Here is a 12,319-nt window from a genome sequence, read left to right as displayed (position 1 = left end):
GGCCGACGAAACGGAGTAGACATGTCCCCAAGGATTGGACTCATTCCCGGTGACCCCAGCGGCATCGGGCCGGAACTGGTTGCCCGGCTGCTGGCCGACGACTGCATCGCGGAGGCCGATGTGCTGCTGATCGGCGACCGCCATGTGTTTGAACTGGGCCAGGCGCAGGCCGGGCTGCGTCATGAGATGACGGCAGTGGATGCCGCCGCTGCGGACTGGACCGCCTTCGACGGGCTCACGCTGCACGAGATGCAGACCATCAGCCCGGACGAGGTGGTGCTGGCCGAAAGCACCGAGGCCTCTGGCCGGTCCACCCTGCGGGTGCTGGATCAGGCGCTGGAGTTCGTGCAGCAGGGGGTAATCGATGCGATCGTCTTTGCACCCTTCAACAAGGCCTCGATGCATATGGCCGGGATCGGCCATTCGGACGAACTGCACTACATGGCCGAAAAGCTGGGCGTCAGCGGCTATATCTCCGAGCTGAACACGCTGGACGGCATGTGGACCAGCCGGGTGACCAGCCATATCGCGCTGAAGGACGTGGCCGATGCCATCGACGCGAAACGGATCGAGGAGGCCACCCATCTGATCGACCGCACCCTGCGCCGGGCCGGTTACGCGCGGCCGCGCATCGCGGTGGCGGCGCTGAACCCGCATGCGGGTGACGGCGGCAATTTCGGCCGCGAGGAGATCGACGTGATCGAACCGGCGGTGGCCCGCATGGCGGGTGGCCAGATGGCGGTGACCGGGCCGCTGCCTTCGGACACAGTGTTTCTGAAGGTGACCCGCGGCGAGATCGACGCCGTGGTGACCATGTACCACGACCAGGGCCAGATCGCGCTGAAGCTTCTGGGCTTTGACCGCGGCGTGACGGTACAGGGCGGGCTGCCGGTGCCGGTGACCACCCCGGCGCATGGCACCGCCTTTGACATCGCGGGCCGCGGCGAGGCGGATGTGGGCGCCACTCGCGCCGCCTTCGAGATCGCCTGCAGGATGGTCAGCAACTGGGAAAAGGAGAACGCGGCATGAGCTTTCAACCGCATGGTAAACATCTGATTGCGGGCGAGTGGGTCGCCAACAGCGAGACCCTCCAGTCGGAGCCAGCCAGCGGCCCGGCGCATGCCTTCAGCCGCGGCACCCCGGCGCTGGTGGAGCAGGCCTGCGAGGCGGCGGAGGAGGCGTTCTGGAGCTATGGCTACACAAGACGCGCCGACCGCGCCGCCTTTCTGAACGCCATCGCAGACGAAATCGAGGCCCGCGGCGAGGCGATCACCCAGATCGGTTGCCAGGAGACCGGTCTGCCGGAGGCGCGGCTGGAGGGCGAGCGTGGTCGCACCACCGGCCAGCTGCGGCTGTTTGCCCAGCATATCCTTGACGGTGCCTATCAGGACCGCCGCCATGATGAGGCGCTGCCCGACCGCCAGCCGCTGCCGCGCCCGGATCTGCGCATGGTGCAGCGCCCCATCGGCCCGGTTGCGGTGTTCGGCGCATCGAACTTCCCGCTGGCGTTTTCGACCGCGGGCGGCGACACCGCGGCGGCGCTGGCTGCGGGCTGCCCGGTGGTGGTCAAAGGGCACTCCGCCCATCCCGGCACCGGCGAGATCGTGGCCGAGGCCGTCCATGCGGCAGTGCAGACGTGCGGCATGCCTGCCGGGGTGTTCTCGCTGATCCAGGGCGGGCGGCGCGATGTTGGCCAGGCGCTAGTGCAGCATCCCTTCATCAAGGCGGTGGGGTTCACCGGCTCCTTGGCGGGCGGGCGGGCGCTGTTCGACCTCTGCGCGCAGCGCCCCGAGCCGATCCCGTTCTTTGGTGAACTGGGCAGCGTCAACCCGATGTTCGTGCTTCCCGAAGCCGCTGCCGTCCGCGGGGCCGAGATCGGCGCAGGCTGGGTGGCCTCGCTGACCATGGGGGCGGGGCAGTTCTGCACCAACCCCGGTGTTGCGGTGGTGGCGGAAGGACCTGCGGGCGATGCGCTGGTGCAGGCCGCCGCCGCGGCGCTGGAGCAGGCGCCGGAGCAGGTGATGCTGACCGACGGCATCGCGCAGGCCTACCGCGACGGCAAGGCGCGCTTTGACTCTGCGGGCGCGGTGCGTCCGGTGCTGGTTACTGACAGCGCGGGGCGCAGCGCGCGGCCCAACCTGTATGAAACCACCGCCGAGGCCTATCTGCGGGATCACACCCTGGGTGAAGAGGTCTTTGGCCCGCTGGGGCTGGTGGTCCGGGTGGCGGACACGGCGCAGATGGAAATTCTGGCGCGCGGGCTGGAGGGCCAGCTGACCGTGACCCTGCATATGGACGCGGGCGACACGGATGCGGCCCGTGCGCTGTTGCCGATCGCCGAACGCAAGGCCGGGCGGGTGCTGGTCAACGGTTTTCCCACCGGGGTCGAGGTGGCGGACAGCATGGTGCATGGCGGGCCTTACCCGGCCTCAACAAATTTCGGTGCAACCTCTGTCGGCACGCTTTCGATCCGGCGGTTTTTGCGCCCTGTCTGTTATCAGAACATGCCCGAGGCGCTGCTGCCAGAAGATCTCTGAACGCAATAATAGCCCGTGCGAGGCGGCACGGGCTATTCCATCCATAGGACGGATCTTTAAAAAGCCGTTGCTGAAACCCTGGCCGATGCGGCGGTCGGCATGGCTACCTGCCTGATCGGCGGCGATCACGTCCTGGCACCATCACTTTGTTGCCCCGAGCCCGATAGTCGTTGATACTTTGTTGGTGGCTACCGGTCGTGCAATGCGGAGCACGAAACTTCCGCCCATTAAATGTCAGCTTCCAAGTTTGCCACCCGGTTGGCTCGCGATTGCGGAGAATGCCGGCTGTCCGCCCGATCTTCTGGTGCCTTCGCAATTGCAGCTAGGATCGCGCGCCGGCGGGGAAAGGCAGGTTTGTCCGCCGACCTGTGAATTCACGGTTTTAGATTTACTGCGACCTACATGAACGGCTGCAATCTCCGCCGCGTTGCAAAAAAGATTCTCGCGGAGGTGCGGCATTTTTCGTGCTGCGTGCGCTCGCAGCACAAATTTGAGAGGTCCGGGTAGGGCTCGAAGCTGCCCAATGCCTGTGCAGCAGAGCCCTGGGTGCAGATCGAACGGAACCGACCATCTATTGATCGGGCCAAACCTTTGATTTTGCGTAGTCTCGATCAATGCGCGGTCGTTCGCAATTCAGAAGCCGAGGTTCGCTCCGCAGGCGGCGAAATCGTGGTCTGAGCCCACACCGGACCTGTCAAAATTGTGCTGCACAAGCAAAGTGGAGGGATTTTTCTGCGCTGGCATGAATAACCGGTCTGCGGTGCAGCGGAGAACTCGGCCATTCATGCAGGGTGCAGCGAAATTGGAGCCGGGAAAATACGCAGCGCAGACAAAGCGGACTTCTCAGATTTTGTTGAAACTGCAATTTCCTTGAAACGACTTTATTGTAGGGACAACTTTGTCATCAGCTTGTTGCACCGTCAGAGTTGCTGGAGGATTGTCCGGGTCAAATCCGATGGGATGAGGTCGAAAAAAATTCCGATGTATGGCTAGAGTATAAATGCCTCTAGCATCCATGTTACCGGCAACAGCAATGGCCGGTGAATGACTGTGGCCACGGAGTGGAACTAACCCTCTAATATTCAACTCATTGACTTTTTAGGCTATGTTGTCTCCGGTTTCCGTAAGAACGGCTTCCACCACATCACCTTCTGCGCTCTTCAGAGAGCAATTTATAACGGTTTTGGTTTGAGTACTTTGCTCCCCGGATGCAGGTGAAAAAGCAAGGCCAGCTAGTAAAAGCAGCAACGTCATTGGCAGATTTTGAAGAAGTCGAACTACCATCTACCCGCTCGTTTCATCACAGCTTTCCAAGCTAGCGTATGACCATATTCTGAAAATGCCCATCTTGGGCTCACTGCCGCCGAATGCCGGTGCCGCAATCACCTTGGCGCGCGCGCTCTGGACCCAGCCGTCGGTGAAGTGGGGTAAACTCTTGAGCTTCCAGGGTCTTGGCCGATGTGCTGCCGTTCGTCGCCCAGGAACAGACCTCCGCGTCGAAAGCGGCGAAAACTGTCTTCGAGCCCCAGTTTGACCGATGCTGCAATGTGCATGGATGCCTGGTCACAAATTTTGCAAGGATCGTGTTCATTGGCGTTTGCATGGTTGGATCTTAGGCAGTCCTGGATTTTTTCTTGGCGGGTATTGTCCAACTGAAAACCAGCAATAGAAAGCCTAGCGACTCCGGCGAAACCGGGGGTCACGCAGTCCCACGCGGTACAAGCGAAAGGCTTCAATCATTGATTTCTCCAACTAAGAAAAAGCCCCCAGACCTGGGGGCGAGAGTTAGAAGAGGAGCGATTATTAGGGGTGCATTATTGTGGATTTATAACCAAAGTGCCGGACTTCATGGCGTCGATCAGTTTGTTGACTTCATCCACAACGTCCACCGGGATATCTGGGTGGAACGACCCGATCCGCATGGCCAATTCATTGCCCATATCCGCCCGGTAGAGCGCACCTTCCAGTTTGCCAGCAGCTGCCAGTTCCAGGTAGGACCGCATGTTGCCTCGGACATCCAGAATAGCGGATTGCAGGATTTCCGGCCATTCGTTGATCGCATCACGATAGATGCCGATGCCATAGACGCCTTTTTCCTGAACGGCCTGCATGGAGCCCAGCGTCGCACTGTCCATTGTCGGCCAGACAACATCGGCGCCTTGGGAAATTTGGTTCAAGGCAGCTTCTTTGCCCTTGGCGATGTCATCCCAGTCGCCAGTCCAGGTAACCAGAACTCTGACCTCCGGATTGGCCGCTTTGGCACCCGCTTCGTAGCCGGCGACCGTGTCGTTCGTGAACTTGAACTGCTGCGCGGCAATGATGCCGATGGTGCCTGTGTCTGACATGGAGCCTGCAACGTAGCCCATCAGATAAGCGATTTGGCTGAAATAGAAATCCGCGTTGGCAATGTTGTCTTTGGTGCCCAGTCCGTTGTTCACCATAAACATGGTTTCCGGGAAGCGGGCTGCGACACGTTCCACTGCGTCCTGGAATTCTCCGCCGTGACCGATCACAAGGTCATATCCCCGGCGGGCGTAGTCGCTCAGGACTTCGATTTGTTCCGGCTGATGCACGCTTTCGGAAAAGGCGGCTTCAAAACCGAGCGCTTCACCTGCCTTGGTGAGACCTTCGAAACCGGCCTGGTTCCAGCCATTGTCAGAAATCGATCCGGGCATAACGATCGCAGCGCGCTCGATCCCGTCAGCGGCCGCAGGCCCGGCCAGCATCAGTGCCGCAAGCCCCGCCAATAGTTTGGATTTCAATTGCATTGTTGTTCTCCCATATTGGATATGTGTTGTCAGGGTGACGGGAGGGTCGCGACGTGAAAAACGATGGTTTCTCACGTCACGGCTGAGATTTATCGATGCTCCCGGTCGTAGGGCAGTCCGACGCTTGCAGGTGCGCTGGCCTTGGCGCCGAGGACCACGAGTGCGATGAGCGATGCGAGGTAAGGCAAGATCAGGAAGAGCTGATAGGGAATCTCTGGCGAGGTGAATTGCAGTTTGAACTGCACCGCATCACAGAAGCCGAAGAAAAGCGCCGCGCAGATCGCGCCGATGGGCGACCAACGTCCCAAGATGATTGCCGCAAGCGCAATGAAGCCTTTGCCCGCGCTCATGCCTTCCGCAAACACATAGACTTGCGACAAGACCAGATGCACCCCGGCCAGCGCCGCGAGGGCTCCGCTGACTGCAATCGCGAGATATTGCATGCGAAAGACAGGCACCCCGGCCAAGTCCGCGGCCTTCGGGTTTTCGCCAACGGCGCGCAGGTCCAGACCCTTGTGGGATTTCATCAGCCAGAACCAGGCTGCTATTGCCAATCCGATCAATAGGTAGAACAGCGGATCCTGGGAAAACAGGGACGGGCCAACGACGGGAAGATCTGACAAGAAGGGAATATCGATCTGCGAGAACCCGTTTACCCGCGCGCCTCCGGCCTGAGCCCCAAATATCTGACGGGACAGAAAAGCTGTGAGTCCGGCCAGCAGCAGGTTGAGCGCGATACCGCCAACCAGCTGGTTGATGCGCAGCCGGATCGACATATACCCAAGCAGCAGGCCAGAGATCAGGCCGCAAATGATCCCGCATCCGAGCCCGATCACGGCGGAGCCCGTTGCGAAAGAACCAGCAGCAGCGCCAAGCGCTCCGGCAAGGATCTGACCTTCGAGGCCGATGTTGTACAGCCCGCCACGTTCCGCGATCACCCCGCCAAGGGCAGCAAAAGCAATTGGCGTACCCAATCGGGCGGTTCCGGCAAGGACGTCGCCCAGCAAAACAAGATCAATCATAGCCTATGCCTCTTTCTTTTGGCGTTGTGTTTGGCGGCGCAGCCGCAGGTTTTTTGCCAGGAGTGTCAGAATGGATTTTGACCTGGTTCGCGGTGTCACGAGGGCGGCGGCGACAAGAACCACGACGAGCCCCTCGACCACTTCGATGACGGAACTGTCGACCCCGACGGCACGTTGCATCGTTCCCGCGCCGGCAGAGAGCCCGGCAAGGAACAGCGCGGTTAAAGGCGCGACAATTGGGTTAAGAGCCGCAAGGAAGGCGACGACAATTCCGTCATAGCCGTAGCCATCGCTAAACAGGTGGAACAGGCGGTACTTCAACCCGATCACCTCGATTGCGCCGGCCATGCCTGCAAGGCTGCCGCCAATCAACATGGCGCGGATGACGGTCTTTTTCTGGTCCACACCGGCATAGGCCGCAGCGCGCGCATTGCGCCCCACAAGGTCCAGCTGGAAACCCGATGGCGTGAAGCGCAGCCAGAAATACAAGATGACCGTCATGGCCAGCCCGAATACAAAGCCCACATGGGTATCAGATCGCGGCATCAGAATAGGCAGGCGATAGGCTTCTGAGACTTCCTCCGAATAAGGATATGGCGCGCCTTCGGCCAATAGCGGCCCGGCCACGGCGTAGCTGACGATGTGGATCGCAATGAAGTTCATCAGCAGCGTGACAATGACCTCATTCGTGCCCCGATAGGCTTTGAGATACGCAGGAATTGCCGCCCAGAACGCCCCGCCGGCGGCGGCGGCGAAAAATATCAGCGGCACGCCCAATAGACCGGGCAGATCGGGGATCGCCAAAGCAAAGACGGCGCCGAACAACCCGCCAATATAGATCTGTCCCTCGCCACCGATGTTGAACACACCGGCGCGCATCGGAATGATCACGGCCAGCCCCGCCAGAAGCATCGGCGAGGCTTTGACCAAAGTATTGGAGAAACCCCAGTAATTCAGGAAGGATTCCAGAAACAGAACCTTATAGGCCTCAAACGGGTTGTGCCCGTCCAGCAGGATCAGCACGCCGCCAACGCTCAGCGCTAAAAGCAAAGCAATCGCAATCCGGCGTTGCATGGTGAATCTGTTCATTGTACCCCCTCCGGCGCTGCAGTCATCAAGAGCCCGATGTCTTGAAGAGTTGTGTTTTCTGGATCGACAACACCCGTGATCCGGCCAAAGGCCATCACGGCGACGCGGTCAGAGATGTCGAGCACATGTTCAAGTTCAGTGGAGATATAGAGAACCCCCACGCCGCTTTGGGCGACGGCACGGATCTGGTTCTGAACAAATTCCGTTGCGCCGACATCAAGCCCTTTAGTCGGCTGTACGACGACCAAGAGATTGCGCGCCCGGGCCACTTCACGGGCCAGAACGATTTTTTGTTGATTGCCACCGGATAAAGCCGAGGCGTTCAATTTCGGGTCAGGGGGCCTAATGTCAAAAGCCGCGACCACGTCGCTTGCGATCTCGTGCATCGCGCGCCGGGAAATCAGACCGCCAGACATGAACCTGTCTTCGCCAATGGATCGAAAGGCCATATTTTCTTCGACACTGAGCGACAGAACCAAGCCCTCGGCATGGCGGTCCTCGGGCACGAAGCCTATGCCATCTGCAATGCGCGAAGCGATGGAGGCGCTTGATATCTCCGTGCCATTAAGGTGGATGGCGCCGCTGGTTTGCCTTTTGAGGCCGGTGATTACCTCGCTCAACTCCGTCTGGCCATTGCCGTCGATCCCGGCGATTCCAAGGATTTCGCCAGCCTTCACGGAGAGGGTCACATCTTGCAGGATTTCCGCGCCGCCTGGATCGGTCAGGCAGACATCAGAGACAACCAGAGCGTCCGGTGCTGAGCTGGTGTCGTTGCGCGCCTTTTTGGCCTTGGGCGTCTCGACCGCTTCGCCGGTCGGCTTTTCTCCCATCATAAGCGCTGACATATTGGCCATGGGCGTGGTCGCAACCGGAAGAACTCCCTCGACACGCCCATGGCGCATTATCATGACGCGATTGGCAATTTCGCGGATTTCATCGAGCTTGTGGCTGATGAAAAAGACAAGGCAGCCGTTGGCGACCAGCTTGCGCACCCCTTTGAGAAACGGCGCGACTTCGGTCGGGGCAAGAACGCTGGTGGGTTCATCCAGGATCAGGATCGATACATCGCGAAACAGCGCCTTAAGGATTTCCACCCTTTGCTTCATGCCCACAGGCATTTCCGTGACGCGGATGTCGAAATCGACGTTAAAGTCAAAGTCGCTGCAAAGCTGCCGAATGCGCGCCCGCGCTTCGGCACCCCTCTTTGTGCTGGGCAAGCCGATCAGAATGTTCTCTTCGGCGGTCATTGCGCCGACCAGGCTGAAATGCTGGTGGATCATGCCGATCCCATGCTCAATTGCTCTTGCTGGGCTGGTCACCGAAACAGGTGTTCCGCCCAGTTTGATTTCGCCGTTATCGGGCTGATACAGACCGATCAGAACGCTTGCGAACGTGGTTTTCCCCGCTCCGTTCTCGCCCAAAATCGCAATGCACTCGCCCTTCGAGGCCAGCAGATTGACGTTGTGCAATGCACGAACGGAGCCAAACGACTTGCCGATGCCGGTGACTTTCAAAAATGGATCCAAGACAACCTCCCAACTTTCACGCAAATTCAAGAGAGAATGCCCTATCTTCTCAAATTAGATGTTTTCACCTCACAGCTGAGAATTTCGCCCACATGTGAACTGGCAATCGGGTTAGAGTAGAGCGACGAAATAGCATCGCATCAGGAGAGCAAAGCCGCGCGTCATGGCGAAGATTCCGTCGTTGAAAAGCATTCAGGCCTTCGAAGCGGCCTGCCGGCATCTGAGTTTCAAGGATGCCGCCGATGAATTATGCGTCACTCCGACTGCCATTTCCCATCAGATCAAGTCGCTGGAGGATCAACTTGGGGTGCCCCTGTTCCACCGGCTGACCCGCGCCTTGAAACTGACGGAGGATGGGGCCAATTACGCGCCCCACATCATTGAGGCCTTCAAGAACATCGAAGCCGCCTCTCTCGCGCTGGAGGAAGACGACCTTGCGGGCACATTGACAATCTCAACAACCGGGTCTTTTGCCGCCAATTGGCTTAGCCCGCGGCTGCGAGGCTTTTACGAGAAATACCCGGAGATTTCGGTAAGGGTTCTGTCAAGCGATCAGCTGGTGGATTTCAAATCCAGCGATGTGGATGTGGCCATTCGGTATGGCTTTGGCGATTATGCTGACAGCAATGTGGCTTGGGTCTTGAATGACTGGGTGGCCCCTGTCTGCAGCGTGGAAAAGGCGAAGTCACTGAGTTCCCCCGAAGATCTTCTGAAGTCTCGTCTGATCGAATACCAATGGAGCGGGTTTTCCGATGCGGATCCGAGTTGGGAGCGCTGGATGGACGCGGCTGGCTTGCAGACTGGTGATGTCGAGCCCTATGTCACCTATTCCGAGGAACACATCTGCTTGCTGACGGCAAGCGATGGTCATGGTGTGGCCCTGGTCAGCCTTTTGGCCGCCGCGCGTTTTCTGGAACGCAATATGCTGGTCGCTCCCTTTGACACGGCATTGAAGAACAAGAGCTATTTTCTCGTCTGCCCGGAAACTTACGCCAATCGTGCACGCGTTCGTGTGTTCCGGGAATGGCTATTGGATCAAGCAGATGAGTTTCGCGACAGCGCCGTAGGTCAAAGGTTTTTTGAAGATTAGCGCGTCCGCAACGATCTAATCCGTCGCTTGAGTTTTTGTCATTTCTAAATTGCCGGGAAGCATGCGTTTCTGAACCCCTAATCAGGAGTTCTTGCGCATGCAAAGTTTTGACCCTTCCCAACCCGATGGTTTCAATCAAACACTGGACAGCACGGTCTCTGCCGACGGCGTCCCGGTCATTGCAGAACGGTATACAGTGCCAGCACGTTGCGGTGTCGCGGTGCGTTTGACAGCCGGGCAGACTTTGACCATCACCAATCCGACCGGCTGGCAAGTCTGCGATTTCTGGGCGTTCAATGCGGCAGAGCTGCATGAATATATGTCAATGCCGCATGTGCACACTGATCTTCTGTCTGTTTTCCCAAAGGTCGGCGACAGGTTGGTCAGCAATCTGCGCAATCCTCTTTTGACGCTGACCCAAGACACATCGCCGGGTGTTCATGACACAACGATCGCCGCTTGCGATGCCAACCGGTACAAGCAATTGGGCGTCACTGATTACCACGACAATTGCGCCGACAACTTGAGGCAGGCCTTGCTTGCTATCGGGAAAAAAGCACCGCATGTGCCAGCGCCCTTCAATCTGTGGATGAACGTCCCAGTTCACCCTGATGGCAGGCTTGCCTGGGCTGCGCCAGTGTCAAAGCCGGGGGACAGCATGACCTTCAAAGCTGAGATGCCAGTCTACGCCGTGATGTCGGCCTGCCCGCAGGATATCACTCCAGTCAACGGGGACGAAGGCAAGCCGAGCGCGCTGGAATTTGTTGTTCATGACGGCTGATGGCGGCGACATATTTTCCGCCCGCTGGATCATCGAAGATGCCTTTCACAGTCACAACGACTACGCGCTTTTTGTTCTAGACGGCAGAATAGCTGGCTTGGCGCCTCTGGCCGAATTAAAGTCACGTTATCCCGGCGCAAGGGTGCACTCGGACACAAACACTGCGATCCTGCCCGGGTTTGTGAATGCGCATCACCATTGCTATGGAGTGAACCTGATCAACCAAGGGATACGGGATGACCTGTTAGAGCCTTGGATTTTCGCCTCCGCTGGCGCAGCTGACGTTGCGCCGCGCCTCGCCACCGAATACGCGGCAATGCGCTTGCTGAAGAATGGGGTAACGGCTGTTGTGGATGCCTGCACCGCGGGTCAGACAGCGGCCATTTCCAAAGCGAAGATAAGGGACAAAATCGCCGTATATAATGGGCTTGGCCTGTCCTGTGCCATCGCGCCGGGCGAGAGGTGGCACAACCAGCTTGTGCATCCATACGGGCAAAGCCAGTCGTTTCTGACCACCTTGCCCGAGGTTCTGCGATGCAAACTGCAGCGCCAGCACGTTGCGCGCACACGTATTGAACCGGAAAGCTTTGTGCGGCTTCTGTCCCGGATGCATGGCGAATACAGGGCTTCTGAATGCGCTGACGTGTGGTTTGGCCCCACGGCACCGCATTGGACGGGCCAAGAGACCCTGCGCGACATCGCCAGGGAGGTTCGCGAAAGCGGCCAGCGCATTCACACCCATGCCGAGGAGTCTCGACTGCAACACCTGTCGGCTACAGCCTGGAGTTTTCAGGGTGCCATCGCAGAACTGGGCAAAGCTGGCCTGCTCTCTGACGGCTTATCCTTGGCGCATATGGTCTGGGCGGACGAAAAAGATCTGGCGCGAGTGGCCGAGTCACGCGCGCATATCGTGTGCAATCCCAGCTCCAACTTGCGGCTGCGGTCCGGCATTGCACTTGCGCCATTGATGAAGCGGATGGGCATTAACCTCGCACTGGGGATGGATGGGACCAGCCTGGCAGGCGATGACGATATGTTCGCCGAAATGCGTTTGGCGCAAAGCCTTTATTGGTCAAGTGATCGGGCGAACCCTAGCCTGACCGCGAAGGATGTTTTCGACATGGCCACTATGGGTGGCGCGCGTTTGATGGGTATGGATCACAGCATCGGAAGCCTGTCAGTCGGCAAACGCGCTGACTTTGTGGTCCTGCGCCTGGACCGTCTTGAAGGGCCCTGGTTGGACCCCGGCATCGATCCGGTTGAGCTGTTGGTCAGCTCGGCAAAATCCACGGATATCCAGAGCGTCTTCACCGGCGGACAACTGTCCGTTTCGCACGGCGAAGCTAAAAAGTGCGACGAAAGGAAAATTCTTCAAAACATCACCGACGGCATGCAGCGCGCCGCGGATCAAAGGCTGAGCGCAAGTGAATATGCCGCCGTCAAATCCGCATTGCAGCGCTGGTATGACGATTGGCTGACGAAAAACGCCCCGCAATAGTGACAGAG

Annotated in this window: 9 protein-coding genes; 5 read left to right on the top strand and 4 right to left on the bottom strand. The window is 58.8% G+C overall.

The genetic code is table 11. The features are described 5' to 3' along the window. The first annotated feature begins 21 nt into the window (after nucleotides 1–21). Together AC58NV_RS05350 and AC58NV_RS05345 are read left to right on the top strand one after the other, a co-directional pair. On the top strand, nucleotides 22–1,029 hold the full coding sequence (locus AC58NV_RS05350; protein ID WP_497226184.1) for a 4-hydroxythreonine-4-phosphate dehydrogenase PdxA: 1,008 nt from the start codon (nucleotides 22–24) through the stop codon (nucleotides 1,027–1,029). Continuing rightward, on the top strand, nucleotides 1,026–2,537 hold the full coding sequence (locus AC58NV_RS05345; RefSeq protein WP_497226183.1) for an aldehyde dehydrogenase (NADP(+)): 1,512 nt from the start codon (nucleotides 1,026–1,028) through the stop codon (nucleotides 2,535–2,537). The genes AC58NV_RS05350 and AC58NV_RS05345 overlap by 4 nt, the downstream gene beginning before the upstream one ends. 1,814 nt (nucleotides 2,538–4,351) lie before the next feature. On the opposite strand, the gene AC58NV_RS05340 is transcribed toward AC58NV_RS05345, so the two are convergent. From AC58NV_RS05340 to AC58NV_RS05325, 4 genes are all read right to left on the bottom strand, one after another. Further along, the gene (locus AC58NV_RS05340; RefSeq protein WP_497226182.1) at nucleotides 4,352–5,305 is read right to left on the bottom strand and encodes a BMP family protein; all 954 of its coding nucleotides are present in this window, start codon (nucleotides 5,303–5,305) and stop codon (nucleotides 4,352–4,354) included. An 89-nt stretch (nucleotides 5,306–5,394) separates the two neighbouring features. Next, on the bottom strand, nucleotides 5,395–6,327 hold the full coding sequence (locus AC58NV_RS05335) for an ABC transporter permease (RefSeq protein WP_366663391.1): 933 nt from the start codon (nucleotides 6,325–6,327) through the stop codon (nucleotides 5,395–5,397). Nucleotides 6,328–6,330: 3 nt separating this feature from the next. Beyond that, nucleotides 6,331–7,416, bottom strand: coding sequence for an ABC transporter permease (locus AC58NV_RS05330; protein ID WP_497226181.1), 1,086 nt, complete (start codon nucleotides 7,414–7,416; stop codon nucleotides 6,331–6,333). After that, nucleotides 7,413–8,942: an ABC transporter ATP-binding protein gene (locus AC58NV_RS05325; RefSeq protein ID WP_497226180.1), complete on the bottom strand. Its 1,530-nt coding sequence runs from the start codon at nucleotides 8,940–8,942 to the stop codon at nucleotides 7,413–7,415. Before AC58NV_RS05325 ends, AC58NV_RS05330 begins: the two co-directional genes overlap by 4 nt. Before the next feature lie 163 nt (nucleotides 8,943–9,105). On the opposite strand from AC58NV_RS05325, the gene gcvA reads away from it, so the two are divergent. From gcvA to AC58NV_RS05310, 3 genes are all read left to right on the top strand, one after another. Then, nucleotides 9,106–10,032, top strand: a complete 927-nt coding sequence (gene gcvA / locus AC58NV_RS05320) for a transcriptional regulator GcvA (RefSeq protein ID WP_497226179.1) — start codon at nucleotides 9,106–9,108, stop codon at nucleotides 10,030–10,032. Nucleotides 10,033–10,129: 97 nt separating this feature from the next. Beyond that, a complete protein-coding gene (locus tag AC58NV_RS05315; protein ID WP_497226178.1) occupies nucleotides 10,130–10,813 on the top strand; it encodes a DUF1989 domain-containing protein in 684 nt (227 codons plus the stop codon). Next, nucleotides 10,803–12,311, top strand: a complete 1,509-nt coding sequence (locus AC58NV_RS05310) for an amidohydrolase family protein (protein WP_497226177.1) — start codon at nucleotides 10,803–10,805, stop codon at nucleotides 12,309–12,311. The genes AC58NV_RS05315 and AC58NV_RS05310 overlap by 11 nt, the downstream gene beginning before the upstream one ends. Nucleotides 12,312–12,319: the final 8 nt, after the last annotated feature.

The organism is Leisingera sp. ANG49 (genome assembly GCF_059694505.1).
Note: the sequence above shows the minus strand (reverse complement) of the source record. Positions and strands in the feature narration are given on the sequence as shown.

What these genes read in the sequence shown, in the direction of transcription:
- AC58NV_RS05350 (WP_497226184.1), top strand. Translation starts at nt 22, where the DNA reads ATGTCCCCAAGGATTGGACTCATTCCCGGTGACCCCAGCGGCATCGGG.
- AC58NV_RS05345 (WP_497226183.1), top strand. Translation starts at nt 1,026, where the DNA reads ATGAGCTTTCAACCGCATGGTAAACATCTGATTGCGGGCGAGTGGGTC.
- AC58NV_RS05340 (WP_497226182.1), bottom strand. Translation starts at nt 5,305, where the DNA reads ATGCAATTGAAATCCAAACTATTGGCGGGGCTTGCGGCACTGATGCTG.
- AC58NV_RS05335 (WP_366663391.1), bottom strand. Translation starts at nt 6,327, where the DNA reads ATGATTGATCTTGTTTTGCTGGGCGACGTCCTTGCCGGAACCGCCCGA.
- AC58NV_RS05330 (WP_497226181.1), bottom strand. Translation starts at nt 7,416, where the DNA reads ATGAACAGATTCACCATGCAACGCCGGATTGCGATTGCTTTGCTTTTA.
- gcvA (WP_497226179.1), top strand. Translation starts at nt 9,106, where the DNA reads ATGGCGAAGATTCCGTCGTTGAAAAGCATTCAGGCCTTCGAAGCGGCC.
- AC58NV_RS05315 (WP_497226178.1), top strand. Translation starts at nt 10,130, where the DNA reads ATGCAAAGTTTTGACCCTTCCCAACCCGATGGTTTCAATCAAACACTG.
- AC58NV_RS05310 (WP_497226177.1), top strand. Translation starts at nt 10,803, where the DNA reads ATGACGGCTGATGGCGGCGACATATTTTCCGCCCGCTGGATCATCGAA.